Annotated in this window: 26 protein-coding genes and 1 riboswitch; of the genes, 19 read left to right on the top strand and 7 right to left on the bottom strand. The window is 56.4% G+C overall.

The features are described 5' to 3' along the window. Positions 1 to 186: 186 nt before the first annotated feature. The 6 genes from rpsL (at position 187) to AB8996_RS00625 (ending at position 6,147) form a co-directional block, all read left to right on the top strand. A complete protein-coding gene (gene rpsL / locus AB8996_RS00650) occupies positions 187 to 612 on the top strand; it encodes a 30S ribosomal protein S12 (protein WP_369297040.1) in 426 nt (141 codons plus the stop codon). A gap of 197 nt (positions 613 to 809) precedes the next feature. After that, complete coding sequence (gene rpsG, locus AB8996_RS00645) at positions 810 to 1,280, top strand: 30S ribosomal protein S7 (protein ID WP_369297039.1); 471 nt, start codon at positions 810 to 812, stop codon at positions 1,278 to 1,280. Positions 1,281 to 1,335: 55 nt separating this feature from the next. Beyond that, positions 1,336 to 3,432, top strand: coding sequence for an elongation factor G (gene fusA, locus AB8996_RS00640; protein WP_369297038.1), 2,097 nt, complete (start codon positions 1,336 to 1,338; stop codon positions 3,430 to 3,432). A gap of 137 nt (positions 3,433 to 3,569) precedes the next feature. Further along, a complete protein-coding gene (gene tuf / locus AB8996_RS00635; protein ID WP_369297037.1) occupies positions 3,570 to 4,772 on the top strand; it encodes an elongation factor Tu in 1,203 nt (400 codons plus the stop codon). A gap of 180 nt (positions 4,773 to 4,952) precedes the next feature. Then, entirely contained in the window at positions 4,953 to 5,567 is a 615-nt protein-coding gene (locus AB8996_RS00630) for an HD domain-containing protein (RefSeq protein ID WP_369297036.1), read from the top strand. Then, positions 5,560 to 6,147 (top strand): GNAT family N-acetyltransferase, encoded by a 588-nt coding sequence (locus AB8996_RS00625; RefSeq protein WP_369297035.1) that lies wholly within the window; start codon positions 5,560 to 5,562, stop codon positions 6,145 to 6,147. Before AB8996_RS00630 ends, AB8996_RS00625 begins: the two co-directional genes overlap by 8 nt. A 70-nt stretch (positions 6,148 to 6,217) precedes the next feature. Here the strand turns inward: AB8996_RS00625 and AB8996_RS00620 are convergent, their stop codons facing one another. Then, on the bottom strand, positions 6,218 to 6,874 hold the full coding sequence (locus tag AB8996_RS00620) for a hypothetical protein (RefSeq protein ID WP_369297034.1): 657 nt from the start codon (positions 6,872 to 6,874) through the stop codon (positions 6,218 to 6,220). 158 nt (positions 6,875 to 7,032) lie between these two features. Beyond that, a riboswitch (SAM riboswitch) is annotated at positions 7,033 to 7,140 on the top strand. A gap of 92 nt (positions 7,141 to 7,232) precedes the next feature. On the opposite strand from AB8996_RS00620, the gene metK reads away from it, so the two are divergent. From metK to AB8996_RS00605, 3 genes are all read left to right on the top strand, one after another. Then, positions 7,233 to 8,408 carry a methionine adenosyltransferase gene (gene metK, locus AB8996_RS00615; protein WP_369297033.1) on the top strand — a complete coding sequence of 392 codons (1,176 nt, stop codon included), beginning with the start codon at positions 7,233 to 7,235 and terminating at the stop codon, positions 8,406 to 8,408. A gap of 104 nt (positions 8,409 to 8,512) precedes the next feature. Next, positions 8,513 to 8,875 (top strand): hypothetical protein, encoded by a 363-nt coding sequence (locus AB8996_RS00610; RefSeq protein WP_369297032.1) that lies wholly within the window; start codon positions 8,513 to 8,515, stop codon positions 8,873 to 8,875. Between the two features lies 1 nt (position 8,876). Further along, positions 8,877 to 11,090, top strand: a complete 2,214-nt coding sequence (locus tag AB8996_RS00605; protein ID WP_369297031.1) for an ATP-dependent RecD-like DNA helicase — start codon at positions 8,877 to 8,879, stop codon at positions 11,088 to 11,090. A gap of 120 nt (positions 11,091 to 11,210) precedes the next feature. Here the strand turns inward: AB8996_RS00605 and AB8996_RS00600 are convergent, their stop codons facing one another. After that, complete coding sequence (locus AB8996_RS00600) at positions 11,211 to 11,345, bottom strand: hypothetical protein (protein ID WP_369297030.1); 135 nt, start codon at positions 11,343 to 11,345, stop codon at positions 11,211 to 11,213. 72 nt (positions 11,346 to 11,417) lie between these two features. Continuing rightward, the gene (locus AB8996_RS00595) at positions 11,418 to 12,308 is read right to left on the bottom strand and encodes a helix-turn-helix domain-containing protein (protein ID WP_369297029.1); all 891 of its coding nucleotides are present in this window, start codon (positions 12,306 to 12,308) and stop codon (positions 11,418 to 11,420) included. A 160-nt stretch (positions 12,309 to 12,468) separates the two neighbouring features. Here AB8996_RS00595 and AB8996_RS00590 point away from each other — a divergent pair, with 160 nt between their 5' ends. From AB8996_RS00590 to AB8996_RS00570, 5 genes are all read left to right on the top strand, one after another. Further along, positions 12,469 to 13,227, top strand: coding sequence for a sugar phosphate isomerase/epimerase family protein (locus tag AB8996_RS00590; RefSeq protein WP_369297028.1), 759 nt, complete (start codon positions 12,469 to 12,471; stop codon positions 13,225 to 13,227). A gap of 66 nt (positions 13,228 to 13,293) precedes the next feature. After that, positions 13,294 to 14,475: a sugar MFS transporter gene (locus AB8996_RS00585; protein ID WP_369297027.1), complete on the top strand. Its 1,182-nt coding sequence runs from the start codon at positions 13,294 to 13,296 to the stop codon at positions 14,473 to 14,475. 75 nt (positions 14,476 to 14,550) lie between these two features. After that, positions 14,551 to 15,576, top strand: a complete 1,026-nt coding sequence (locus AB8996_RS00580; RefSeq protein ID WP_369297026.1) for a rod shape-determining protein — start codon at positions 14,551 to 14,553, stop codon at positions 15,574 to 15,576. A 47-nt stretch (positions 15,577 to 15,623) separates the two neighbouring features. After that, positions 15,624 to 15,926: a 2-oxo acid dehydrogenase subunit E2 gene (locus tag AB8996_RS00575; protein WP_369297025.1), complete on the top strand. Its 303-nt coding sequence runs from the start codon at positions 15,624 to 15,626 to the stop codon at positions 15,924 to 15,926. Then, positions 15,886 to 16,434: a 2-oxo acid dehydrogenase subunit E2 gene (locus AB8996_RS00570; protein ID WP_369297024.1), complete on the top strand. Its 549-nt coding sequence runs from the start codon at positions 15,886 to 15,888 to the stop codon at positions 16,432 to 16,434. The genes AB8996_RS00575 and AB8996_RS00570 overlap by 41 nt, the downstream gene beginning before the upstream one ends. A gap of 53 nt (positions 16,435 to 16,487) precedes the next feature. Here AB8996_RS00570 and AB8996_RS00565 read toward each other — a convergent pair whose 3' ends face one another. Next, on the bottom strand, positions 16,488 to 16,877 hold the full coding sequence (locus AB8996_RS00565; protein ID WP_369297023.1) for a DUF6483 family protein: 390 nt from the start codon (positions 16,875 to 16,877) through the stop codon (positions 16,488 to 16,490). Continuing rightward, complete coding sequence (murC, locus tag AB8996_RS00560) at positions 16,874 to 18,259, bottom strand: UDP-N-acetylmuramate--L-alanine ligase (protein WP_369297022.1); 1,386 nt, start codon at positions 18,257 to 18,259, stop codon at positions 16,874 to 16,876. Before murC ends, AB8996_RS00565 begins: the two co-directional genes overlap by 4 nt. Before the next feature lie 214 nt (positions 18,260 to 18,473). Between murC and AB8996_RS00555 the strand changes: the two genes are divergently transcribed. From AB8996_RS00555 to AB8996_RS00540, 4 genes are all read left to right on the top strand, one after another. Then, positions 18,474 to 19,400, top strand: a complete 927-nt coding sequence (locus tag AB8996_RS00555) for a dipicolinate synthase subunit DpsA (RefSeq protein WP_369297021.1) — start codon at positions 18,474 to 18,476, stop codon at positions 19,398 to 19,400. Between the two features lie 13 nt (positions 19,401 to 19,413). After that, a complete protein-coding gene (locus AB8996_RS00550; protein WP_369297020.1) occupies positions 19,414 to 19,992 on the top strand; it encodes a dipicolinate synthase subunit B in 579 nt (192 codons plus the stop codon). Between the two features lie 148 nt (positions 19,993 to 20,140). Next, complete coding sequence (locus AB8996_RS00545) at positions 20,141 to 20,617, top strand: hypothetical protein (protein WP_369297019.1); 477 nt, start codon at positions 20,141 to 20,143, stop codon at positions 20,615 to 20,617. 85 nt (positions 20,618 to 20,702) lie between these two features. Next, positions 20,703 to 21,980 carry an O-acetylhomoserine aminocarboxypropyltransferase/cysteine synthase family protein gene (locus AB8996_RS00540; protein ID WP_369297018.1) on the top strand — a complete coding sequence of 426 codons (1,278 nt, stop codon included), beginning with the start codon at positions 20,703 to 20,705 and terminating at the stop codon, positions 21,978 to 21,980. Between the two features lie 70 nt (positions 21,981 to 22,050). Here AB8996_RS00540 and AB8996_RS00535 read toward each other — a convergent pair whose 3' ends face one another. Then, positions 22,051 to 23,799: a sensor histidine kinase gene (locus AB8996_RS00535; protein ID WP_369297017.1), complete on the bottom strand. Its 1,749-nt coding sequence runs from the start codon at positions 23,797 to 23,799 to the stop codon at positions 22,051 to 22,053. Further along, on the bottom strand, positions 23,774 to 24,481 hold the full coding sequence (locus AB8996_RS00530) for a response regulator transcription factor (protein ID WP_369297016.1): 708 nt from the start codon (positions 24,479 to 24,481) through the stop codon (positions 23,774 to 23,776). The genes AB8996_RS00535 and AB8996_RS00530 overlap by 26 nt, the downstream gene beginning before the upstream one ends. 203 nt (positions 24,482 to 24,684) lie before the next feature. Here AB8996_RS00530 and AB8996_RS00525 point away from each other — a divergent pair, with 203 nt between their 5' ends. Continuing rightward, positions 24,685 to 25,563, top strand: a complete 879-nt coding sequence (locus AB8996_RS00525; protein ID WP_369297015.1) for a polysaccharide deacetylase family protein — start codon at positions 24,685 to 24,687, stop codon at positions 25,561 to 25,563. Positions 25,564 to 25,573: the final 10 nt, after the last annotated feature.

The following is a 25,573-nucleotide window of genomic DNA, read 5'->3' as shown; positions in this document are numbered from 1 at the left end:
CTCTGGGTAAATCCTGCTTTTTTGGCGGGATCACTCGCAAAGAAAAGCCGCACTCCGGGGAACCGGGGTGCGTTTTTCCGTTACCGCCCGTATATTATGGTGGGAAGACAGACAAGCTAGTTTTTGTGTGTCTGAACATACAAAAACCGCAGGTCCCTGCGGAATACTTGAGGAAGGAGGAACACTATGCCTACTTTTAACCAGCTCATTCGCAGCGGTCGCTCCGTTGCAGAGAAGAAGAGCAAGGCGCCTGCACTGCTGAAAGGTTGGAACTCCAAGAAGCGTACCGCTATCGATCAGGATTCTCCCCAGAAGCGCGGCGTGTGCACCACGGTCGGCACCAAGACCCCGAAGAAGCCCAACTCCGCTCTGCGTAAGTTTGCCAGAGTCCGGCTTTCCAACGGGATCGAGGTCAACGCCTATATCCCCGGTGTCAGCCACAACCTGCAGGAGCACAGCGTGGTGATGATCCGCGGCGGTCGTGTCCGTGACCTGCCCGGTGTGCGTTACCACATCATTCGCGGCACTCTGGACGCCCAGGGCGTTGCCAAGAGAATGCAGGCCCGCTCCAAGTACGGCGCGAAGCGTCCCAAGGCCGGCGCTAAGAGCTAAGCTTCCCAAAGAAGCAAATCTGTTTGGAAAGAGTTTTATGACTGCCCGGTTTCCCGGGAAAGGCATTTTATCGTATAGATTCCCATGGGGTCGCGATATTTGCCGATTGGTCAAAGCGAAAGCAGGGAGGCTGCTTTTGAAAAAGCGGTTTCGGCTTTCGAGTACCGATGATATCATTTTATGAAGGAGGGAAGATTATGCCAAGAAGAGGCAATGTGGCAAAGCGCGACGTTTTGCCCGATCCCATGTACAATTCCAAGCTCGTCACCCGTCTGGTGAACAATGTCATGCTGGACGGCAAAAAGGGCGTGGCGCAGAAGATCGTGTACGGCGCTTTCAGCATCGTGCAGGAGAAGACAGGGAAAGAACCCCTGGAGGTCTTCGAGCAGGCAATGGAAAATGTCATGCCCAGCCTGGAGTGTAAGTCCCGCCGTGTGGGCGGTTCTACCTACCAGGTGCCTATGGAGGTCCGTCCTGAGCGCCGCCAGACCCTGGGTCTGCGCTGGATGACTCAGTACGCGCGGCAGCGTTCCGAGCGCACCATGCAGGAACGTCTCGCCGGGGAGATCCTCGACGCGATGAACGGCGCAGGCGGCGCCGCGAAGAAGCGGGAAGACACACACAAGATGGCAGAGGCAAACCGTGCCTTCGCCCATTACAGATGGTAATTTTTGAGCAGCACAAGCATCTATTGTGTGTGCCGAAAGGAGGATAATCGCCATTATGGCAAGAGAAGTAGCACTGGAGCAAACCAGAAATATCGGCATCATGGCTCACATTGACGCCGGTAAGACTACGACCACCGAACGGATCCTGTTCTATACAGGCGTCAACTATAAGATCGGTGAAACTCACGACGGCTCTGCCACCATGGACTGGATGGCGCAGGAGCAGGAGCGTGGTATCACCATCACTTCTGCCGCGACCACCTGTTTCTGGCCTGACCATCAGGGTCGCCGGACAAGGATCAACATCATCGACACTCCCGGCCACGTGGACTTCACTGTGGAGGTGCAGCGCTCCCTGCGCGTTCTGGACGGTTCCGTAACCGTTTTCTGCGCGAAAGGCGGCGTTGAGCCCCAGTCTGAAACCGTGTGGCGCCAGGCGGACGAGTACAAGGTGCCCCGCATGGCGTACGTCAACAAGATGGACATTATGGGCGCGGACTTCTACCGTGTGGTGCAGATGATGAAGGACCGTCTGAAGTGCAACGCAGTCCCCATTCAGCTGCCCATCGGCGCCGAGGATACCTTCAAGGGCATCATCGACCTGGTGGAAATGAAGGCATATGTCTATTACGACGACCTGGGCAAGGATATCCGCTGTGAGGATATCCCCGCCGATATGCTGGAGAAGGCTCAGCAGTACCATGCCGAGATGATCGAGCATGTGGCGGAGCTGGACGATGATCTGATGGAGAAATACCTCGACGGTCAGGAGCTGACCATTGAGGAGATCAAGAACTGTATCCGCAAGTCCACCATCGCCAACCACATGGTGCCCGTGACCTGCGGTACTTCCTACAAGAACAAGGGTGTCCAGAAGCTTCTGGACGCTATCGTGGACTATATGCCCTCCCCTGTGGACGTTCCTCCCATCAAGGGCGTGAACCCCGACACCGAGGAAGAGGTCGTCCGCCATTCTTCCGATGAGGAGCCCTTTGCAGCGCTGGCATTTAAGATCGCCACCGACCCCTTTGTGGGCAAGCTGTGCTTCTTCCGTGTGTATTCCGGCTCTATCGCCGCCGGTTCTTCCGTGTACAACTCTGTGAAGGACAACAACGAGCGCATGGGCCGTATCGTGCAGATGCACGCCAACGATCGGAAGGATATCGACCATGTGTACGCCGGCGACATCGCCGCTGCCGTTGGTCTGAAGAATACCACCACCGGCGATACCCTGTGCGATGAAAAGCACCCGGTCATTCTGGAATCCATGGAATTCCCCGATCCTGTGATCCGCGTGGCAATCGAGCCCAAGACGAAGGCTGGTCAGGAGAAAATGGGCATCGCCCTTTCCAAGCTGGCTGAGGAAGACCCCACCTTTAAGGCATATACCGATGAGGAAACGGGTCAGACCATCATCGCCGGTATGGGCGAGCTCCATCTGGAGATCATTGTGGACCGTCTGCTCCGTGAATTCAAGGTGGAGGCAAATGTCGGCAAGCCCCAGGTCGCCTATAAGGAAACCATTCGCGGCAACGCCGATGTGGACACCAAGTATGCCCGTCAGTCCGGCGGTAAAGGTCAGTACGGTCACGTCAAGATCCGCATTGAGCCCAATCCCGGCAAGGGCTATGAATTTGTCAACGCCGTTGTGGGCGGCTCTATTCCCAAGGAATATATCCCCGCTGTCGATCAGGGCATTCAGGGCGCTATGCTCTCCGGTGTTCTGGCTGGCTACAACGTTGTGGACGTCAAGGTCACGCTGTATGACGGCTCTTATCATGAAGTTGACTCCTCTGAAATGGCGTTTAAGATCGCCGGCTCCATGGCATTCAAGGAAGCCATGCGTAAGGCGGACCCCGTTTTGATGGAGCCCATCATGAAGGTCACGGTCATCACTCCCGAGGAGTACATGGGCGACGTTATCGGCGACCTGAACTCCCGCCGCGGCATGATCCTTGGCATGGACGCCATTCCCGGCGCCCAGCAGGTCAATTCCGAAGTGCCCCTGTCCGACATGTTCGGTTATGCTACCGATATGCGCAGCAAGACCCAGGGCAGAGGACAGTACACTATGGAGCCTGCCCATTATGCTGAGGTTCCCAAGAACATTTCGGAGAAAATTATCTCCGAGCGCGGCAAAAAGTCCGAATAACCTGTAAATATGTCTTGATTTTTCCATATTTTGTTGGTAAAATGAAGCATAAGCAAGATCGGACAGATTATTTTCCGCTGGACGCTTTCAAAAAACTGATCTGAAGGCGTCTGAAAAACAAAAGGAGGAAATTTCCAATGGCAAAGGAAAAATTTGAAAGAACAAAACCGCACGTAAACATTGGTACCATCGGTCACGTTGACCACGGCAAGACCACCCTGACCGCGGCTATCACCAAGGTTCTGGCTATGAAGGGCGACGCTGATTTCATGGACTATGCCAACATCGACAAGGCTCCTGAGGAGCGCGAGCGCGGCATTACCATCAACACCGCTCACGTGGAGTATCAGACCGACGCCCGTCACTATGCCCATGTTGACTGCCCCGGTCACGCTGACTATGTGAAGAACATGATCACCGGCGCTGCTCAGATGGACGGCGGCATTTTGGTCGTGTCCGCTGCTGACGGTCCCATGCCCCAGACCCGTGAGCACATTCTGCTGGCCCGTCAGGTTGGCGTGCCCGCCATCGTTGTGTTCATGAACAAGGTCGATCAGGTTGACGACCCCGAACTGCTGGAGCTGGTCGAGATGGAAATTCGCGACCTGCTGAACGAGTACGAGTTCCCGGGCGACGACACCCCCATCATCAAGGGTTCCGCTCTGCAGGCTCTGGAGTCCTCTTCCACCGACCCCAACGACCCCGTTTATGCTCCCATTATCGAGCTGATGAACGCTGTTGACGAGTATATCCCCACTCCCGAGCGCAAGGCTGACCAGCCCTTCCTGATGCCCGTGGAAGACGTGTTCACCATCACCGGCCGCGGCACTGTTGCTACCGGTCGTGTGGAGCGTGGTATGCTGAAGATGTCCGAGGAAGTTGAGATCGTCGGTCTGGCTGACGAGACCACCAAGTCCGTTGTTACCGGCATCGAAATGTTCCGCAAGCTGCTGGATTACGCTGAGGCTGGCGACAACATCGGCGTTCTGCTGCGCGGCATTCAGAGAACCGATATCGAGCGTGGTCAGGTGCTGTGCAAGCCCGGCAGCATTCATCCCCACACCAAGTTCAAGGGTCAGGTCTATGTTCTGACCAAGGACGAAGGCGGACGTCATACTCCCTTCTTCAACAACTACCGTCCTCAGTTCTACTTCCGTACCACCGACGTTACCGGCGTTATCACTCTGCCCGAGGGCACTGAGATGTGTATGCCCGGCGATAACGTGGTGATGGACGTTGAGCTGATTACCCCCATCGCTATTGAGGAAGGTCTGCGCTTCGCTATCCGTGAAGGCGGACGTACCGTTGGTTCCGGCGTTGTTACCGCGATCAATGCCTAATTTTGATCTTGCTCGCAAAGCTCTCAGTGAAAGCTGAGAGCTTTGCTTTTTCTTTCCCCAAAATGCCAGAGAGAAAATTCAGGAGGGAGCAGCAGATGGCGCTTGAAATTTTGGAAGTCAGGCAGGAAAATTTCCGGGCGCTGCTGTAACAGGCGGAAACACTCAAAAGGAGGTCATTGTATGGATTTTGAACGGTTGGAAGCCCTGGCGCAAAAGTATATGGGACGCAGGAAATCCCATATCGAGCGGGAGATCGGTCATGCTTATTTCCACGGAAAACGCGCGGCAAACGGCGTGCTGGAGCTGCGGCGGAAAATTTTCCCGGAGGACGCTTCCCACGACGATATTTTGCGCTGCGCGGGGCTGTTCCACGATATCGGCAAGGGGATCGAGCCCCATGGGCGCACCGGGGCGGCGCTTGCCCGGGAGCTTCTCCGGGAAGAAATGACCGCCGATGAATGTAACGCTGTCTGCGAGCTGATCGCTGTCCACAACGACCGCCAGCCCCAAAGCGATATCCATTCTCCCTGGGCGAAGCTGCTGCAGGACGCCGACCTTTTGGACCATTTCGGCATTCAGGGAATCTGGCTGAGCTTCACCTATTATGCCTATATGGGGCAAAAAGGCATGGAGGAGCTTCCTGAATTTTACAAAACAGAGTGGGAAAATGCCGTTTCCCGGAATCGGGCGGCGCTGAATTTCGATTTTTCCAAAAAGATTTTTGAGGAGAAAATCGACTACGAGCGTTCTGTAATAGAGCGTTTGCGGCACGAGGGGGAGGGCTGGTATGTATAACACTCCGCCCCTGGAAACAGAGCGCCTGTTCCTGCGGCGTTTTACGGAAGCGGACGCTGCGCCGATGCTCCCGCTTTTGAGCGACCCGGAAGTCAATACCTTCCTGCCCTGGTTCCCTTTGGAAACTGTGGAGCAGGTCAGGAAATTTCTGGAAGAACGGTATTTCAGCCTGTATCGGCAGCCTGCGGGCTGTGGATATGCCATTTGCCGGAAAAGCGATGACCTTCCCATTGGGTATATGGGAATCTCGCCGGAATATCCCTACGATTTCGGGTATGGTCTGAACCGGGAATTCTGGGGAAAGGGCTTTGCCACGGAAGCGGGCAGGGCAGTGCTGGCGCAGGCAGAAGCAGCCGGGCTTCCTTTTCTGACAGCCACCCACGATGTCAAGAATCCCCGCAGCGGGGCGGTCATGCGCCGGCTGGGCTTGACGTACCGCTATTCTTATGTGGAGCAGTGGCAGCCGAAAAACGTCACCGTCACATTCCATATGTACCAGAAGAATTTCACAAAGCCTGCCGATTGGGTCTGCCGGGAGTATTGGGACAGGTATGAGCATTTTACAGAGCAGGGGCTGTAGGCTGGCTCTTGTACAAAAAGCCCGGAGCGGCAGCAGCCGTTCCGGGCTTCCTTGTCTATGGAAAGCCTGTTTATTCGGTTTTTCCGTCCGTCGCTTTTTTCAGATGTTCGTCCTCCACCGCCTGCTTTTTGTACTCATCAAAATAGCTGTTCCACGCCTCTTGATATTCCTCCCCGCCGGGGGTCAGCTCGCAGACCGCCCGAAAATCCTCCTTCAGCTTCTTCACGAATAGGGTAGAGTAGTATTCCTTTCGGAAGCTCTCGCTGGTGCCTGCCCAGTCCCAGTATTCCTCCTCGGTCATGCCCGCGCCTTGGGTAAACGCTTCAAAATCGCTGTAATTGACGGCGTTTTCAATGCCCTTGCGGTACTCCGCCAGCCACTGGGCAAACTGGTCGTCATCGTCCGGAATGCCCGCTTCCTCCGCCCGGTAGCAGAAAATTTCCCGCACCGCCAGATTATGCAGCGCCTGTTCGGAAACGTCCTCGCTGCCCGTTATAAGCTGCGCCCGCTTCGTGTACCGCTCCAAATCATCGGCGAGGATCGTGATGTGGTCGCCGGTGTAAACGGCACTGTTGTTTTGGCTTTGCTCCGTTTCGATTTTTCCCAGCTGGGCGAAAGCCCCGCTTTCCGTTTCCGGCGCTGCCAAACGGATCACAAACCCTGCGGCAATGAGGGTTGCCAGCAGTATTCCGCAAACGATCCAGCTAGCGCGCTTCTTTGCAGCCATGAAAACAGCCCCTTACTTAAAAATGATAAAAAGCTGTAAATAATGTATCAAATATTCAGCTTTTTGTCAAGAACCCGGCAAAGCGTGACAGGATTTTCAGAAAATCATTGACAGCGCGTCCGCTTTGTGATAGCATATCGACTAGACAACCGAATATCTCCTTATCAAGAGTGGCGGAGGGACAGGCCCGTTGAAGCCCGGCAACCTGCATAGCAAGGTGCTAATTCCTGCGGAAATCCCATTGGGATAGCTCCGAAAGATGAGGCAAACAGCGAGCCCTCGTTTTTCGAGAGGCTCGTTTTTTCTTGGAAAAAAGGGGATGCGGTATCCAATTTTCACACAGAAAGGAAGCTGCACAATGAAACTGTTTACTTCAGAATCCGTGACCGAGGGTCACCCCGACAAGCTCTGCGACCAGATTTCCGACGCCGTTCTCGACGCCATTCTGGAGCAGGACGAAAACGCCCATGTTGCCTGTGAGACCACCGCCACCACCGGGGTGATCCATGTGATGGGGGAGATCACCACCAACTGCTATGTGGATATTCCCACCATCGTCCGGGAGGTGGTAAAGGAGATCGGCTACGATGACCCAAAGTACGGCTTTGACGGCAACACCTGCGGCGTGCTGACCTCCATCGACAGCCAGTCCCCCGATATCGCGCTGGGGGTCAACGAGTCCCTGGAAGCGAAGAATGGGGAAAAGGACGAAAACAGCCGGATCGGCGCGGGGGACCAGGGCATGATGTTCGGCTATGCCTGCAATGAGACCGAGGAATATATGCCCCTTGCCATTTCCCTGTCCCATAAGCTGGCAAAGCAGCTGGCTGCCGTACGGAAGGACGGCACCCTGAATTATCTCCGTCCCGACGGCAAGACCCAGGTTACCGTGGAATACGACGGCAGCGAGATCAGGCGGGTGGATACCATCGTCATCTCCACCCAGCACGATGAGGACGTAAAGCTGGACAAGCTGAAAAAGGATTTGGTCAAGCACGTGATAAAGCCTGTCGTTCCTGCCGGGCTGGTGGATAAGGAGACGAAAATCTATATCAATCCCACCGGGCGTTTCGTGATAGGCGGTCCTGTGGGGGACAGCGGGCTCACCGGGCGGAAGATCATCGTGGACACCTACGGCGGCTTTGGCAGGCACGGCGGCGGCGCTTTCTCCGGGAAGGACCCCACCAAGGTGGACCGTTCCGCAGCCTATGCCGCCCGCTGGGTGGCAAAAAACATTGTGGCGGCAGGCTTAGCCGACCGCTGCGAGGTGGAGCTTGCCTATGCCATCGGCGTGGCGCGCCCCGTGTCCATTATGGTGGATTCCTTTGGCACCGGCAAGGTCAGCGATGAAAAGCTGGCGGAAGCGGTGCGGCAGGTCTTTGACCTGCGCCCCATGGCGATCATTAAAGAGTTAAATCTGCGCCATACAAAGTACCGCCCACTGGCAGCATACGGCCATATGGGCAGGGAAGACCTGAATGTGGCATGGGAAAAGCTTGACAAAGTACAATCACTTCTGGAAGCGGTAAAATAACAAAACGCAAAAGGGCAGCCGGGGAAAATCTCCGGCTGTTTTTTCCGCGAAATCCGAACCGGGACGAGGGTCGCCGCATAGCCTGAAAAGAGAGGTGAAGCAGAATGAACATAGTCTTATGCGTCCTGTGTGCGGTGCTGATGATCTTAGGCGTGACAGAGCTTGTACGGCTCCTGACGTTCTGGTGGAGCAAGCCCCTGACGGACACCCGGCTGTCCGTGGTGGTAGTTCCCGAAAGCCCGGAGGACTGCGAATACACCGTACGCATGGCGGCGGAGCGCCTGCGCTGGCTGGACGTGAAGGGCGGGCGGCTGATCTGCGTCAATCACAGCGGGGACCCGGAGATCGACCGTATCTGCCGGTACTTATTGCTGCAATATCCGTATTTAAGGCTTTCCAAACCGGAAGATTTGGTGTATCATTGTATGGAAGGAAATGTGACGGAGATCGTGGAAAGGACAGAATGACTTGGCGGAAAACAAGCTGCTGGAAATGACCGGCACTGTGGAACACGTGGTATACCACAACGATAAAAACCAATATACCGTGCTGGAAATGGCAGCCGGGGAAGAGCTTGTCACAGTGGTAGGCGCTTTTCCCTTTGTCAGCGAGGGGGAGGAGCTCCATGTGTACGGCACATGGAGCAGCCACCCCTCTTTCGGCGACCAGTTCAAGGCGGAGACCTTCGAGCGCGCCCGCCCTGCCACCACTGCCGCCATGCTGAAATACCTTTCCTCCGGCACGGTGAAGGGCGTGGGCGCCGCCACCGCCAGGAGGATCATCGAAACCTTCGGCGTGCAGGCGCTGAACGTCATTGAAAATGAGCCGGAGCGCCTTGCCCAGATCAAGGGCATCACCAGGGAAAAGGCGCAGGCGATCAGCAGCGAGCTGAAGCGGGTCTACGGCATTCGGGAGCTCATGGCGTTCCTGGGGTCTTTCGGCGTCCGCCCGGAGGAGACCGTGCTTGTCTGGAAGGAATACGGCGAGGGCGCGGTCAGCTGCATTCAGGAGGACCCCTACTGCCTTTGCGGCGAGGGACTGGATATCAGCTTCGATATCGCGGACACTATTGCGGAATCCATGGAAATGCCCCGGGACGATTCCGGGCGGGTGCAGGCGGGCGTTTTGTACGTCCTGCGGCACAATCTGGATAACGGGCACACCTGCCTGCCGGTGGAAAAGGTCTGTCAGGCGGCGGCCCAGCTGCTGGGGGTGGAGCTGGAAGCGGTACAGGACGCTGTCTATACCCTGTGTCAGGGCTTCCAGCTTGTCTGCGAAGAATTTCAGGGACGGGAGTTCCTCTTTTTGCAGAAACAGCACCAGTCCGAGCAATATATTGCCGCCAGAATGAAATCCATGCTGCAAGCGCCGCCGGACCCCGTAAAGGGGGCGGAGCTGCAGCTGCGGCTGATCGAGGAGACCAGGGGCATCCACTATGCGGACAAGCAGAAAGAAGCCATTCGCGCCGCTCTGGAGCAGGGCGTCCTGATCCTCACCGGCGGACCCGGCACAGGCAAGACCACCACCCTGAACGCCATCATCTATCTGCTGAAATGCGCCGGGGAACGGGTGTACCTTGCCGCCCCCACGGGCAGAGCCGCAAAGCGCATGAGCGAGCTGACCGGGGAGGAAGCGAAAACCATTCACCGTATGCTCCAGGTGGATTGGGACGAGCACGACAATCCCGTTTTCACCCGGAACGAGCGGAACCCGCTGGAATGCGACTGCCTTGTGATCGACGAGCTTTCCATGGTGGATTCCTATGTGTTTGAAAGCGTCCTGCGGGCGCTGCCCCTGTCCTGCCGCCTGATTTTGGTAGGGGACAGCGACCAGCTCCCCTCGGTGGGCGCGGGCAATGTGCTGGGAGATCTGATTGCCTCCGGGCTGTTCCCCACGGTGCAGCTCAAGGATATTTTCCGCCAGTCCATGGAAAGCCTCATCGTCTTGAACGCCCACCGCATCGTGGACGGCAAGCTGCCGGAGCTGCGCCGCCGAGACGGGGATTTCTTCTTCCTCCCGCAGCAGGAGCCGGCGGAAGCGGCAAAGCTCATCGTGTCCCTCTGCGCCGGGCGGCTGCCCAAAAGCTATGGCTATTCCCCGGTGACGGATATTCAGGTGCTGTGCCCCGGCAGAAAGGGGGAACTTGGCACGGTGGAGCTGAATAAGCAGCTTCGGGAAGCCATCAATCCCCCGGCAAAGGGCAAGCCGGAGGTGAAAATAAGCGGCGCCCTGTTCCGCCTGGGGGACAAGGTCATGCAGATACGAAACGATTACGACCTGCCCTGGACAAGAGACGACGGCACCTCCGGGGAAGGCGTTTTCAACGGCGACATGGGAGTCATCACCGAGATCGACAAGCCTGGCGGCGTGATGCACGTCCGCATTGACGACAAAGACGTACTGTACGATTTCGAACGGGCTGGAAACGAGCTGGAGCCCGCCTATGCCGTCACGGTACATAAGAGCCAGGGCAACGAGTTCACCGCCGTGGTGATCCCCGTCCTGCGCCCGCCCATGCAGCTCTGCTACCGCAATCTGCTGTATACCGGCGTGACCCGCGCCAAGCAGCTTTTGATTTTGGTGGGGCAGCAGGGCGTGGTGGAAGCCATGATAGAGAACGACAGGAAAACAAGAAGGTATACCGGCTTGGCACGCTTTTTGGAGAAGGGACCCGCGCTCTAACAACTAAAAACTAGTGACTAATAGCTAAAGCAAAACAGGCGGCGGCAAAATGCCGACCGCCTGTTTTGGGAGAGATCGAGATATTTTCCGCAGCCCCTGTGCAGGAAGCGAGAGGTATTGTCAGCGGGGCTTTTTCTCATTTTCCCGGAAAAAGTCCTCGTTGTCCGCGGTGTGCTTTCGGCGGACCGTAAAATAGCGGTTGATGCCAAAGATCACGGCGGCTGCCACAAGCAAGATGATAAGGAACGGTATCATAGCGTCCCCTCCTTTCCTGACTATCAGTATAAGCCGGAAAACAGGGAAAGTCTTTCAAAATTTTTCAATAATCTATAGCGATATTTCAGATTTCCGTTCTTTGCTTCGATATTCCGTGGGGCTGTGCCCAAAGGCTTTTCGGAAGCTCTCGCTGAAATAGCTCGCCCCGGAAAATCCCACCTCGTAGCAAATTTCCGTCACGGTCATGTCGGTGCCCCGCAGCAGCTCCAACCCCTTTCTCAGACGAAATTCGATGAGGTAGGCGACGGGGCTCAGGTTGCAGTAAGTCTCGAAAATATGGCAGCAGGTAGTCTTGCTGACGTTTCCGGCAGCGGCAATATCAGAAAGCGTCACCTTTTCGCGATAGTGCTTTTGCAGATAGGTGACCATGTCCTTCAGGGCGGTCAGGTGCTGGCTGCTCCTGTGCGGCATTTCGTCGGGCAAAGGAGCATTCTCGTACAGCTCTTTCCAAAGTGCGAAAAAGGCGCTTTGTGCCGTCAGCGCCGCCGTCTTTTCCTGCCGGTGCCCATAGATTTCCTGAAGCTGCCGGAGCACCCGTGCCGCCCAGGGGATTTCTTCGCGGAGCAGATAATAGGGAAAGCCCGGGTTTGACAAAATCGGCGCCACAAAGGTGCGCTCGATATAGGGCGAGCTGCAAAGCAGGGTGGGGTGGAGCAGCACGCAGAGATATTCGCAGTCCTCTTCGGGAGGGGAGAAATGACTGTGCAGCTGCCGGCTGTTAATGAAGATACCTTCCCCCGGTTTCAGGGAAAAGGTCTGTCCGTTTACGCTGTAGCGCATGCCGCCTGACAGGATCAGGGAAAACTCCACATCGTCATGCCAGTGGCTCAGCGCGGTGTGGTTCGGATACTGGGGCATTTTCCCGGTTTCCACCAGCATGGGGAAATCAGCGGTTTGATAGAAAAATATTTCCGAAAGATCATTTCTGCGATAAATTTCCACAGCGCTTCTTCCTTTCAAAATATTGTTATAGAATTTTGCTATATTGTTATAGAACGCTGCTGGTTCCCGGAAATATAATTATACTCGGGTTTTTCTCCCGGTCAAGAGCGGAAAAAATCTGCACAGGGAAGCTCGCAGAGAAAAGAAAGGGGTCATAAAAGTGAAATTTGGGTATCAACTGTCCAGCCTCGCGCCATATCTTCAAACGGAGAAGGAGCTTCGGGAAACACTTCAAAGGGTAGCTTCCATCGGTTACGAAATTGTCCAGCTTCAGGGGGCGTCCTACGAAATCCCCGATCCCGTCATAGCTGCGGCACTGCGGGATAACGGTCTGGAATGCGTGGCGCTCCAGGAGGATTTCCCGGTGGGGTTCCGGCGGGAGCCGGAGCGGGCGATTGAAAGGGCGGCAGCTTGCGGCTGCCGTTACCTCAGCTTTGCCAAATGGCCGGGATTTTTAACTTCCATAGAAGAGATCGAGAAGTATGCCGAAAGTCTTCTGACCGTGCAAAAGCAGGCGCGGGAGGCGGGGCTGACCGTCAGCTTTCACCCGATCGGACCGGACTTTCAGGCTTTGGAGGGCGTTCCGGTTTATGAGCGCCTTTTGAGCAGCCTGCCGCCGGAAACGCAGCTGACCTTTTGTGTGAGCAGCTCCTTTGGCAGCGGAGTAACTCCCTATCAGGTGCTGGAAAAGTTTTCCGGCAGGGTGGACCTGGTGCATTTTAAGGAGCGTGTTTTGCTGCCTGACGGACGGGCTCAGCTCAAGCCCCTGGGCGAGGGGGAAACAGATTGGGAATCTCTTGCGGCCGCCTGCAAAAAAGCGGGGACAGCCTATATTTTTGCCGAGCAGGAGCAGTGGGACAGGGACGCTTTCGATTGCGCCGCTGCCAGCTGCCGCTATCTTTCCGCCTTGGAATTGTAACGGTTTTCCCCGGAAATCTTCCACAGCTTTTGTTCTTACGATCTTTCAAGAAGGACGTGTTTTGCAATGGTTTCTTTGCTGTTAGCCATCATATATCTTGCCTTTATCAGCCTGGGGCTGCCGGATTCCCTGCTGGGCTCGGCGTGGCCTGCCATGCGGCTGGAGCTGGGCGCGCCCCTCTCCTACGCGGGGATCGTCTCCATGATCATCGCCGGCGGCACCATTGTTTCCAGCCTGCTTTCCGAAAAGGTTATTCGGAAGCTGGGCACAGGGCTTGTCACCGCCGTCAGCGTGGGCATGACGGCAGCGGCGCTCTTTGGCTTTTCCATTTCCAGTAAATTTTACCAGCTCTGCCTGTGGGCTGTCCCTTATGGGCTGGGCGCGGGGGCGGTGGACGCCGCGCTGAATAATTTTGTGGCGCTTCACTATTCCTCCCGGCACATGAGCTGGCTCCACGCCTTCTGGGGCGTGGGGGTGACGATCAGCCCGTATATCATGAGCGCCAGCCTGTCCCACCAGTTGGGCTGGCAGACAGGCTACCGCACGGTCTCCATTTTGCAGGCGGCGCTTACCGCCGTGCTGTTCCTTTCTCTCCCGCTCTGGAAGAAAAAATCCAGCCCTGCCGGGGAAGCGGAAGTCTTTTCGGAAGTCCCCCTGACCCGGGCGGTAAAAATTCCCGGCGTGCCCTTTGTGCTGCTGGCGTTTTTTGGGTTCTGTGCCCTGGAAAGCACCGCCGGGCTGTGGGCGAGCAGCTATCTGGTGGGCGCGCGGGGGATAGACCCCACGGTCGCCGCCCGGTTTACGGCGCTGTTCTACCTGGGGGAAACTGCCGGACGGTTCTTAAACGGCTTTATTGCAGACCGCTTCGGCGACAGGGCAATGATCCGGGCAGGCATTTTTGTCATGCTTGCCGGTGTGGTCCTGGTGGCGCTGCCGATAAATGCCCTTTCTCTTGCCGGGCTGCTGGTGATCGGGCTTGGCGCCGCCCCGGTGTATCCCTGCATTATCCATGCCACACCCACCAGCTTCGGCAGGGAAAATTCTCAGGCGCTGGTGGGCATTCAGATGGCAAGCGCTTATTGCGGCAGCACCCTGATGCCCCCTCTGTTCGGGCTTTTGGCGCAGCATATCAGCGTGGGGCTGTATCCATATTACCTGTTGCTGTTTGCCGTGCTGATGCTCTGTATGACAGAGCTGCTCAACCGCACTCTGGCTGCCGGAAGAAATCCAATATCTAACAGGGAATAGAAATCCACCGCCCCTTGCATTTACCGCGGAATTATGCTATACTATTCACATTATAGAATGGGCAGGTATAGCATCATGATTGGAAATGATCTCGCCATTGATCTTGGAACCTCAAAATTCAAGGTCTACCTGGACGGCAAGGGAATCGTTTTGAGCGAGCCCTCCATTATTGCCGTAGATAATTATACAGATGAAGTGATCGCCATTGGCTCAGAAGCCTACGATATGCTGGGGCGCACATCGGACAGGATCACCGTTGCCCGCCCGCTGAGCAACGGCGTGATCTCCGATTTGTCCATGGCGGAGCACCTCATCAGCTATTATTTGAAAAAAATCAGCAGCAGCAGGGTGTTCATGCCCCGGGTGGTGGTCAGCGTCCCCTGCGGGCTGACGGAGGTGGAAAAGCGCGCCGTTGTGGACGCCATCGGCGCGGCAGGGGTGCGCAAGGTATGCCTGATCGAAGAGCCTGTGGCTGCCGCCATTGGCGCTGGCGTGGACATTGCCGTGCCCCACGGCACCATGATCGTGGATATCGGGCAGGGCACCACCGACATGGCGGTCATTTCCTTAAACGGTATCGCTATTGCCAACTCCATTCATACCGCCGGCGATGATTTTAACGACGCCATCATCAAATACGTCCGCCGGAAGTTCAATCTGGTCATCGGCGACCGCATGGCGGAGGAAGCGAAAATTGCCATCGGCTGCGCCTATCCCCGGAAAAAGCTGCTCACCTTTACCTTGAAGGGCAGGAACGCCATGAACGGCTTGCCGGAATCCACAGTGATGAATTCCGATGAAATGATTGAGGCGCTCATCGAGCCGTCCATCGCCATTATCAAGACCGTTCAGGCAACGCTGGAGGAAACTCCCCCGGAGCTGCTGGCGGATATCTTTACCGACGGCATTTATCTCACCGGCGGTTCCGCCAATCTTTACGGCTTCTCCACGCTGCTTTCCAAGAAAACGAAAATTCCTGTAGTCACCTTTGAAAATCCCGAGGACTGCGTGGTGCTGGGCGCCGGAAAAGCCATCAAGTATATCGACAAGATAGACGGGCACACCCACGGCAAGATGAACCCGCTGGTGTCATATGGATAAATGGATAAAAAGGAATGTTCGACAAATCTAACCAAGGGGGAAAGCTGATGGAAGAACGCAGCGCAACAAACGGTCAACCGTTAGATCTGCAACGGCGGCTCGTCGCATACAAGACCTATGCTGCGTGGCAGGAAATTCCCCATGTGGCTTATTCCTATGAGCCGGACGCGACGGAGTTTTTCCAGCAGTTTTCCCGGTTGAAACAGGAGCTGCGGGAAAAGGGAGTTGCCTTGAGCCTGAATACGGTCCTGCTGAAAGCAATAGCTCTGGCTCTGAAAGAAGCTCCTGTTTTGAATTCCAGATTTGTTTATGCCCCCCCAGCAGCACAGCGGCGAGGTTTTCTCCAATGACGTCATCAATCTGGGGGTACCGTGGCTGTTGCCCGACGGGAAAATGATCACCCTGACTGTGTATGACGCCGGCAGGCAGAGCCTTGCGGAAATAGCCGGGCAGATCGACGGCATTCGTAGGAAAGTGGAACAAACGGATTTTAACTGTTTGTTTTTGGCAGCAGCTCGTCCCTCTGAAAGTTTTGATCCCGCGGGCGGGCTTTCTCCTGCCGATATTGAAAGCGGCACAGTGACCGTGTCCAACATCGGCGCCATTTGCAGAAGCCCCGGGAAGTTCAGCCTGTTGGAGATTTTGCCCCCTCAGGTGTTTGCGGTAGGCATTTCCGCCTTGCAGGAGAAGCCCGGCGTGTATGTGAATGAAGCGGGGGAAAAGACCATTGAGATTCGCAAGGTGCTACCCATGTGCCTGGCGTTTGACTACCGCGTATTGGATTTCAGCGATCTGTCGCCTTTCCTCAACCGTCTGGATCAGATTTTTCAAAACCCCGAAGAGATTTTTCATTGGTAAAATTAAAATAAAAAGAAGCGCAGGAAAACCTGCGCTTCTTTTATGCTCTTTTATCAGCCTTGAAACCCGTCCAGCAGCGTGTCGTCAATGCCGAATTTCACGGCGCAGTCCCGGAGCCCCTCCAAAATTTCTTCCCGGGAGTAGTCCGCCGCCAGAAGCTTTTCGTCCGAAAACTCATTGATGTACCGATAAAACGCCAGGGCAGCGGAAAAATCCTTCGCGTCGGAAAAATCCAGCTCCTCAAACAGCAGGTTTTCCGCCCGGTTGATTTCTCCCCGGTCGGCAAGGCTTTGCAGCTGCTCCGGCAGAGAGGGCGTTTTCCCTACGGAATGCATTTCCAGCAGCTGCGGGGCGGAGAGGGGGTCGGTGCCCAGCCCGGCAAGATGCGCCGCCATTTTTACCATGTCCCGGATCATTCTCAAAATGTAGTCTTCTGTGATCATTTTTCCCCAGCCTGATATTTCTGCACAATAAGGTTGGCGCATTTGTAGATGTCGCCGCCGCCCAGGGTGAGGATCAAATCTCCGCTTTTGGCATGATCCATCACATAATCGGCGATCTCCTCAAAGCTGTTGAACCACACGCTGCCGGGGATTTTCGCCGCCAGATCGCTGGTATGAATGTTGTAAGTGTTGCTTTCCCGCACGGCAAGGATCTCCGTCATCACCAGATGGTCCGGGATCGCCAGCGCCTTGGAAAATTCCTCCAGCAGATTGTAAGTACGGGAATAGGTGTGGGGCTGGAAGACCGCCCAGACCTCCCGGTAACCCATGCGCATGGCGGAGGAAAGCACGGCGGACAGCTCCGTGGGGTGGTGGGCGAAATCGTCCGCCACGGTGACGCCCCCAAATTTTCCCAGCACCTCAAACCGCCGGTGCACCCCGGTAAAATGCCCCAGCGCGGAGCAGATCGCTTCCGGGTCAACACCCGTGGAATGGGCAGCCGCGGCGGCGGCAATGGCGTTCATCATGTTGTGTTCCCCGGGGACCGCCAGATTTACCCTGCCCAGCCGTTCTCCCCGGAACATCAGGGTGAAATCCTCGCAGGCGGTGTCTTCCTCGTTCAGCTCGGCGGGGTAGTAGTCGTTTTTGTCGCTGCGCCCAAAGGTCACGATCTTCTGCCCGGAAAGCCCGGAAACGCTTTTCATGACCCGCTGGTCGTCGCCATTGACCACCAGCATTTGAGAGGTTTGAGTGGCAAACTGATGGAAGGATTTTACAATATTATCCACGGTTTTGAAGTAGTCCAGATGGTCGGCGTCGATATTCAGCAGCACGGAGACCGCGGGGTGCAGCTGCAAAAAGGTATCCACATATTCACAGGCTTCGCAGACGATACAGCCGCTTTTGCCCACCCTGCCGTTGCCGCCGATGAGCGGCAGCTTGCCGCCGATGATAGCGCTGGGGTCCTTGCCCGCCTCCATCAAAATTTGGGTCAGCATTCCCGTGGTGGTAGTTTTGCCGTGGGTGCCGGACACCGCAATGGAGAACGGGAATTTTTCCGTAAGGATACCCAGCATGACGGAACGCTCCAGCGTGGGAATGCCCTTTTCCCTGGCTGCTACCAGCTCGGGGTTGTCGCTTTTGCAGGCGGCGGTGTAGACCACCACCTCGGCGTCGCCGATGTTCTCCGCGCGGTGCCCCATGGAAACGGGAATGCCGTATCCGCGAATGCGCTCCAGCGTGTCGGATTCATTCATATCGGAGCCGGTGAGAATGTAGCCCTTGTGGTGGAGGATTTCCGCCATAGGGCACATTCCAGAGCCGCCAATACCCACAAAATGCAGCTTTTTCACAGTATCCAGCAGGTTTTGCTTTGTATCCATAAATCAGATTCCCCTCAGAGAAAATTCTTTTGATCTTCATTCGGTATCTATTATATTGCGAAACGCTCATAAAATAAATACCTTATTTGGAAAAAACGAAAATTTCTCTGACTTTTTTCCCGGGAACAAAACCGGAGCCGCCGCCATAAAATGAAATAGCCGCAGGAAAAGGCGGTTTTGTCAGTATTTCCAGCCGGAAAGGGTTTGATGATAGATGAGCGGTGTGTACGGCATTTTGGGTGGAGACAGGCGGCAGATATACCTTGCCCGTTCTATCGCGGCAGACGGCTACCCGGTCTGCATCAGCTGTCTGGGGCATGAGAAAGGGGCGGACGGGCTGGAACAGTCTTCACTGGAACAGCCTTCATTGGAACCTCCCTCGCCGTTGCCGCCTTCGCCGGAACAGCTTTCGCTGGAACAGGTCCCTCCTGAGGAGCTGCTTCGCCGCAGCGACCTTATCATTCTGCCTTTGCCCGTCACCCGTGACGGCAAGACCCTGAACACGCCCCTTTCCGCGTATACCGTTGCGCTGGACGACGGCTTTGCCGCCGAGTGCGCCGGGAAAGCCGTCTATGGCGGCATGATGGAAAAGCTTCTCCAAACCTCCCCCCTGTGGGGCGGCATCAGCACCTACGATTATTACGCCAGAGAAGAGCTGATGGTGGGCAACGCCTTTTTGACGGCGGAGGGCGCCCTGGGCGTGGCAATCCAGGAATATGAGGGCGCAATAAACGGCGCCCACTGTCTCGTGACGGGCTTTGGCAGGATCGGCAAAGCGCTGTGCATGGGCTTAAAGGGGCTGGGCGCAAAGGTGGACTGCTGCGCCAGGAAATCCGAGGACCTGACCGCGATCCGCGCCATCGGCTGCGCGCCGCTGAAATATGAAGAGATCCACGGCGCGTATGATGTGATATTCAACACCGTCCCTGCCAGGGTGCTCACCGCCCAGATACTTTCCCGCCAGCGCCCGGATACGTTGCTGATCGAGCTTGCCTCCCAGCCCGGCGGCATGGATCTGGAGGCGGCGCAGCGGCTGAAGCTCCGGGTGAAAAACGCCCCGTCCATTCCCGGCAGAATGTCCCCCAGAGCGGCGGGAGAGCTGATTAAGGAAACAATTTACAATATGATATCCGGCTTATGAAAGGATGATACCCATGGAAAGGATCGAACGGGGCAGGGTGGGGTTTGCCATGTGCGGCTCCTTCTGCACGCTGCGAAAGTCAATGGAGCAGATGGCAGAACTTCAAAAAGAGTATGACCTGCTGCCCATTATGTCTCAGAACGCCTATGAAACGGATACCCGGTTCGGCAGGGCGGTGGATTTCATCGCGGAAGCGGAGCAGATCACCGGGCGTTCGGTGCTGCACACCATTGTGGAGACCGAGCCAATCGGACCCAAGGGCATGGTGGACGCCATGGTGGTGTGCCCCTGCACCGGGAACACTCTCTCAAAAATCGCCGGGGGCATCACCGACACCCCGGTGACCATGGCGGTGAAATCCACCCTGCGCATCGGCATTCCCGTGCTGCTGTGCGTGGCAAGCAATGATTCGCTGGGCGCTTCCGGCGCGAACATTGCCCGGCTGATGAACACGAAAAATATTTTCTTTGTCCCCATGAGTCAGGACGACCCGGTAAAAAAGCCCTTTTCCCTTGTCGCCGATTTTTCCCTCCTCCGGGAAAGCCTGGAAGCGGCTCTGGAAAAGCGCCAGCTTCAGCCCGTCTTTCGCTGATCCTTTTTGCTCCGATACAGAAAACCCGCCGCGATGGGCGCCAGCTCCCGGCGGGCTTTTTGATGGAAATTTTCCCTGCCCCGGCTTTACAAATTTTCGATTTTCATGTATGATGGAAGCCGGAAATGAAACGGAAAGGTAGGGTACCATGCTATATTGTGAAAAGTGCCGCTCTGTGTGTCCCGATTCCACACCCAAATGCCCCAACTGCAAAAACAGCAGGCTGCGGGTAGCGGAGGGAGAGGACATGGTGCTGCTCCATCGGGCGGACCAGTACACCGCCCAGCGTCTGGCGGAGCAATTCGACGCGGCGGGAATAGTTTACGAATTAAAGCCCTTTGCTTCTCGCACCAGCTCCTACCTTTACGACAGCGAGGTCATGCCCACCGACAAGAAGATTTTCGTGCGTTACAGCGATTTACAGGCGGCGGAGGAATTTTCCGCCCGCATGAAGAAAGAGCTGGAACAGGAGCAGGAGCAGGCGGAGGACGAGTTTGAAGAGCTCCCCCGGAAAAAGCGGATTTTGGTGCAGGTGCTGTCCCTGCTGGCGTTTTTCACGCTGATCATTCTCGCCGTGCTGGGGGCGGACGCGCTGGGCGGCTGGCTGCGGAGCCTGATTTCCTAGCCGGAGATGTTCCGTTCGGCTGATGTTGTGCATGACAGCGGTTTTCCGCTGAAACGATAAAGTCAAAGGAAAAGGAAGGATCACTATGGCAGATTACAAATTGGACACGCTATGCATTCACGCGGGCTATCACCCCGGGAACGGGGAACCCCGCGTTGCCCCCATTGTGCAGAGCACGACCTATACCTATGAAAGCTCTCAGGAGATGGGGGACCTGTTCGACCTGCAGAAGGACGGCTTTTTCTATACCCGCCTGGGCAACCCCACCAACGACGTGGTGGAGAAAAAGATCGCCGCGCTGGAGGGCGGCGTAGGCGCGCTGCTTACCTCCTCCGGGCAGGCTGCTTCCCTGATGGCGGTGCTGAATATCTGCACCGCCGGGGACCACGTGGTCAGCTCCAGCGCCATTTACGGCGGCACCTTTAATTTGTTCTACAAGACCATGAAGGAAATGGGCATTGAAGCCACCTTTGTTTCCCCCACCAGCACGGTGGAGGAGATCCAGGCAGCCATGCGGGAAAACACCCGCTGCGTCTTTGCCGAGACCCTGGCGAACCCCTCCCTGGCGGTGGCGGATATCGAAGCCTTTGCCACAGCAGCCCATTCCCAGGGCGTACCCCTCATCGTAGACAATACGTTCCCTACGCCCATGAACTGCCGTCCCTTTGATTTTGGGGCGGATATCGTGGTGCATTCCACCACCAAGTACATGGACGGTCACGCGGTGCAGCTGGGCGGCGTCATCGTGGATTCCGGGCGGTTCCACTGGGACAACGGCAAATTCCCCGCTTTGACCAAGCCCGACGAATCCTACCACGGCGTGATCTATACCAGGCAGTTCGGCGCCGCCGCCTATATTGCCAAGGCGCGCTGCCACCTGATGCGGGACATCGGCGCGCAGGCTGCCCCCATGAATGCTTTCCTGCTGAACCTGGGACTGGAAACGCTGGCGCTGCGCATGGAGCGTCACTGCCAAAACGCCCAGGCGGTGGCGGAATATCTGGAAGCCCACCCCGACGTGGCATGGGTCAATTATCCCGGTCTGCAAAGCAGCCCGGATTACGAGCTTGCCAGAAAATATATGCCCCACGGCACCTGCGGCGTGGTCTCCTTTGGGCTGAAGAGCGGCAGGGAAGGGGCTGCCAAGTTTATGGACAGCCTGAAAATGGCTTCCGTGGTGACCCATGTGGCAGACCTGCGCACCTGCGTCCTGCACCCTGCCAGCACCACCCACCGCCAGATGAACGACCAGCAGCTCAGGGAAGCCGGCGTCCCCGCCGACCTGCTCCGCCTTTCCGTGGGCATTGAGAATATCGAGGATATCAAAGCCGATCTGGAGCAGGCAATCGCCGCCGCAAAATAAATCCGTTCCTGCACAAATCCTACACAAAAAGGAACCCGCCCGGTACTTGACCGGGCGGGTTTTGCTATGCTTATCCCTGGGGCGGAACCCCCTCCTGAGAAGGAAGTTCTGGCTGGGGGAACGCCTGCTGGGGCTGGGCAGGGGCAGGAGCCTGTACCGGCTGGACCTCCTGCACAGGCTGGGGAGTAGGCTCCGCGACCAGCGGGAATTGAACCACGGTGGTAAACACATCGCCGTCCGTGTGTACGGTGAACTGCCCGCCGCAGGCTTCCGTAAAGCTTTTGGCAATGGACAGCCCCAGCCCACTGCCCTCGGTGGTGCGGTTCTGGTCGCCGCGGACGAACCTTGCCGTCAAGTCCTCGCCGTTCATGGTGATCTCGTTTTTGGAAATGTTCCGTATGGTGACCACAGCCTTGCCGTTTTGGGCGGTCAGCTGCAAATAGACCCGGGAGCCCTCCAGGGAATATTGGGTGCAGTTACGCAGCAGGTTCTGGAACACCCGGTACAGCCGCTGCCCATCGGCATGGACCATCAGCGGCGTATCCGGGATATCCACCCGCCACACCAACGGGGAAGCCCGCAGCAGCTCTTCCATTTCCCCAAAGGTCTGCTTCAGCAGCTTCCCGATATCCAGATCCTCCAGATCCAGGGAAATGTTGCCCGTGGCAGCCTTCGACACCTCGAATACGTCCTGCACGATGGCGCTGAGGCGGTCGGCTTTTCGGGAAATGGTGGCGACGTAGTCCATGACCAGCGGCGGCAGGTCAGGCTCCTTTTTGATGAGCTCGATATAGCTGATGATGGAGGTCAGCGGCGTTTTGATATCGTGGGACACATTGGTGATAAGCTCCACCTTGGTGCGGTCCGCCTTGATCCCTTCCTCCACAGCCTTCTGAATGCCGATACGGATCATATTTAGCTGCATGGCGCAGTCGTACAGGTTGGAAGCCGGGGGCACATGGTTCACCGCGTCCAGATTGCCGCCGTACATTTCGGCAATCTGCGCCATCAGGATATTCCAGTCCCGCAGGTCCTGCTTCAAGGCAAAAACGTACCACAAAATGGTGCCCACTACCCCCACTGCCGCAAACACGATAGTTCCCAGCAGCAGGGTGTCCCGAATGTAGTGCCCCCAGGGCAGGGTCTCATTCAAAAAGAAAAACGCAAGCCCGGAAAGCGCCAGCACCCCGGCGATCACTCCCAGACAGGAGTACAGCCGCCGCAGGCTTCTTTGCTGGAAGGTGGACATTTCCCGGTAGCTGTTCAGCGCTTTCAAAATGGAATGAATGATGTTGTGCCGGAAAATGTGCTTGTTGTGCCCCACGTCCAGGCAGAGGAAATAGAGGAGGATCACCACAACGCAGAGGGAAAGTATGCTGGAGATCATTCCTGTGCCGCTGCCCAGCGCCAGACAGGAAAACAGCACCAGAAACAGGAAAATCAGCTTTGCCTCGATCCAGATTTTGGAAAGCCCCCGGGCAATGGCAGCCTCCACGTACCGCCTGTCCTGACGGAAGGCGAACACGGGAACGAGCACCGCCACGCACAGCGCGAGTATGCTGATCAGCTGCACCGTGAAGCCGTACACCAGCTGTTCGCGCTGCTGCGAAAGGGTGGTGGAGCTTCCCAGCTCCACGCCCTCATAGGAAGCGGCGGAAAGGCTGGCGAAAAAGTCCGCGATCCTTCCCTGCCAGTCGGGGTTCACCGCCACGATGACCAGCAGCAGCGCTCCCGTGGCAATGCCGCACAGCATTGCCATCAGGCAGACCCAGGAAACCAGCCCCTTAAAGACACTAGTGTTTTTCGATTTTGTAGCCAATGCCCCACACCACCTTCAAGTATTCCGGCTCGCTCGGATTGATCTCAATTTTCTCCCGGATCCGCCGGATATGCACCATCACGGTGTTTTCCGTGGAGTAGGCAGATTCGTTCCATATCTTGCTGTAGATTTCCTCCGCCGGGAAAATGCGCCCGGGGTTCCTCATCAACAGCTCCACGATCTTTGTCTCCGTGGCGGTGAGCTTCACCGGCTCGCCGTCGGCATACAGCACGTGCTCGTCCAGATTGAACGTGAGCCGCCCGTTGACGATGGTGTTTTCCCCGCTGGAATTGATGTCGCCCAGGCTGGTGTACCGCCGCAGCTGGGATTTTACCCGCGCCGTCAGCTCCATGGGGTTGAAGGGCTTCGTCACATAGTCGTCCGCGCCCATGGAAAGCCCGATCACCTTGTCGCTGTTTTCACTTTTTGCGGAAAGCACGATAATGGGCAGGTTCTTCCGCTCCCGGATCTTCATGATGGCGGAAAGCCCGTCCAGCTTGGGCATCATCACGTCAATGATGATGAGATGGATGTCCTTCGTCATGGCAAGGTCCAGCGCCTCCAGCCCGTCGTAAGCCTTGAAAACAGTGTAGCCCTCGCTTTCCAGGTTCAGCGCGATCGCCCGCACGATCTCCCTGTCGTCGTCCACCACCAGTATGTTTTTACCGCCTGTCTGATCCATAGCTATGACCACTTTCCTTTCTGAATTATGAAACCGCACAGATTTTTGTACCGTTATTATAGGATCGCTTCCTTAAAAGTCTGCAAATGGATTCTTACAAAAATCATACAGTATTTCCAAGCTTTGCGCAATGCCCTGGTGATATTTTCTTTTACAGGCGCATAAAATGGGACAACACAGAGCGGAAAAGGGGAGAAAGGGTAATGAAGGAGTTTTGGAAACTGATAAAACGGCGGCGCGGCGTGCTTTTTTCCACCTTGGCGATCCTGCTCATCTGCGGCGTCGTCACCCTGACGGCGGCAGGAAACGGTGGCGCGCTGTTCACCGGCGCGGAGATCACCAATTGGGGCTTGAGCTTTCAGGAGGAGGGGAAGCCCCCCGTCGGGAACGCTTCCTCCGATTACCTTTCCCAGTTCGACGCCCTCTACTGCCGGGATACCGCCGAAAAGAAGCTGTACCTCACCTTTGACGCAGGCTTTGAAAACGGCAATACGGAAGCCATTTTAGACGCTTTGAAGAAGCACGGCGTAAAGGCGGTCTTCTTCCTCGTGGGCAATTATTTTGAGACCCAGCCGGAGCTGGTCAAGCGCATGGTGGCAGAGGGGCACACCGTGGGCAACCACACCTACAGCCACCCGGATATGTCCGCCATCTCCGAGGAAGCCAGCTTCCAGAACGAGCTGGAAAAGAACGCCGCCCTTTACCGGGAGATCATTGGGCAGGAAATGCCGAAGCTCTACCGCCCGCCCCAGGGAAAATACTGTGAAAGCAATCTGAGAATGGCAAAGAAGCTCGGCTATCATACGGTGTTCTGGAGCCTGGCCTATGTGGACTGGTACGAAAACGACCAGCCCACCAAGGCGGAAGCCTTTGAAAAGCTGCTGCCCCGTGTCCACCCCGGCGCCGTGGTCCTGCTGCACAGCACCTCCAAAACAAACGGCGAAATTCTCGACGAACTTCTCACAGAATGGGAAAAGCTGGGCTATACCTATGGCGACCTTGCCGCCGAACTTTTGGGCACTGGGTCAGGAAATTCGGCTTCGGCGCCCGGGTCCTTTGATTGGCAGCAGATCCACGGCTGACTGCTCCGTT

The sequence above is a fragment of the uncultured Neglectibacter sp. genome, from assembly GCA_937958185.1.
In the GTDB taxonomy this organism is placed as follows: domain Bacteria; phylum Bacillota; class Clostridia; order Oscillospirales; family Acutalibacteraceae; genus Acutalibacter.
Note: the sequence above shows the minus strand (reverse complement) of the source record. Positions and strands in the feature narration are given on the sequence as shown.

Bases quoted from the DNA above. Each gene is read 5' to 3' on its own strand.
- rpsL (WP_369297040.1), top strand. From the start codon at position 187: ATGCCTACTTTTAACCAGCTCATTCGCAGCGGTCGCTCCGTTGCAGAG.
- rpsG (WP_369297039.1), top strand. From the start codon at position 810: ATGCCAAGAAGAGGCAATGTGGCAAAGCGCGACGTTTTGCCCGATCCC.
- fusA (WP_369297038.1), top strand. From the start codon at position 1,336: ATGGCAAGAGAAGTAGCACTGGAGCAAACCAGAAATATCGGCATCATG.
- tuf (WP_369297037.1), top strand. From the start codon at position 3,570: ATGGCAAAGGAAAAATTTGAAAGAACAAAACCGCACGTAAACATTGGT.
- AB8996_RS00630 (WP_369297036.1), top strand. From the start codon at position 4,953: ATGGATTTTGAACGGTTGGAAGCCCTGGCGCAAAAGTATATGGGACGC.
- AB8996_RS00625 (WP_369297035.1), top strand. From the start codon at position 5,560: ATGTATAACACTCCGCCCCTGGAAACAGAGCGCCTGTTCCTGCGGCGT.
- AB8996_RS00620 (WP_369297034.1), bottom strand. From the start codon at position 6,874: ATGGCTGCAAAGAAGCGCGCTAGCTGGATCGTTTGCGGAATACTGCTG.
- metK (WP_369297033.1), top strand. From the start codon at position 7,233: ATGAAACTGTTTACTTCAGAATCCGTGACCGAGGGTCACCCCGACAAG.
- AB8996_RS00610 (WP_369297032.1), top strand. From the start codon at position 8,513: ATGAACATAGTCTTATGCGTCCTGTGTGCGGTGCTGATGATCTTAGGC.
- AB8996_RS00600 (WP_369297030.1), bottom strand. From the start codon at position 11,345: ATGATACCGTTCCTTATCATCTTGCTTGTGGCAGCCGCCGTGATCTTT.
- AB8996_RS00585 (WP_369297027.1), top strand. From the start codon at position 13,294: ATGGTTTCTTTGCTGTTAGCCATCATATATCTTGCCTTTATCAGCCTG.
- AB8996_RS00580 (WP_369297026.1), top strand. From the start codon at position 14,551: ATGATTGGAAATGATCTCGCCATTGATCTTGGAACCTCAAAATTCAAG.
- AB8996_RS00575 (WP_369297025.1), top strand. From the start codon at position 15,624: ATGGAAGAACGCAGCGCAACAAACGGTCAACCGTTAGATCTGCAACGG.
- AB8996_RS00570 (WP_369297024.1), top strand. From the start codon at position 15,886: ATGCCCCCCCAGCAGCACAGCGGCGAGGTTTTCTCCAATGACGTCATC.
- AB8996_RS00565 (WP_369297023.1), bottom strand. From the start codon at position 16,877: ATGATCACAGAAGACTACATTTTGAGAATGATCCGGGACATGGTAAAA.
- murC (WP_369297022.1), bottom strand. From the start codon at position 18,259: ATGGATACAAAGCAAAACCTGCTGGATACTGTGAAAAAGCTGCATTTT.
- AB8996_RS00555 (WP_369297021.1), top strand. From the start codon at position 18,474: ATGAGCGGTGTGTACGGCATTTTGGGTGGAGACAGGCGGCAGATATAC.
- AB8996_RS00550 (WP_369297020.1), top strand. From the start codon at position 19,414: ATGGAAAGGATCGAACGGGGCAGGGTGGGGTTTGCCATGTGCGGCTCC.
- AB8996_RS00545 (WP_369297019.1), top strand. From the start codon at position 20,141: ATGCTATATTGTGAAAAGTGCCGCTCTGTGTGTCCCGATTCCACACCC.
- AB8996_RS00540 (WP_369297018.1), top strand. From the start codon at position 20,703: ATGGCAGATTACAAATTGGACACGCTATGCATTCACGCGGGCTATCAC.
- AB8996_RS00530 (WP_369297016.1), bottom strand. From the start codon at position 24,481: ATGGATCAGACAGGCGGTAAAAACATACTGGTGGTGGACGACGACAGG.
- AB8996_RS00525 (WP_369297015.1), top strand. From the start codon at position 24,685: ATGAAGGAGTTTTGGAAACTGATAAAACGGCGGCGCGGCGTGCTTTTT.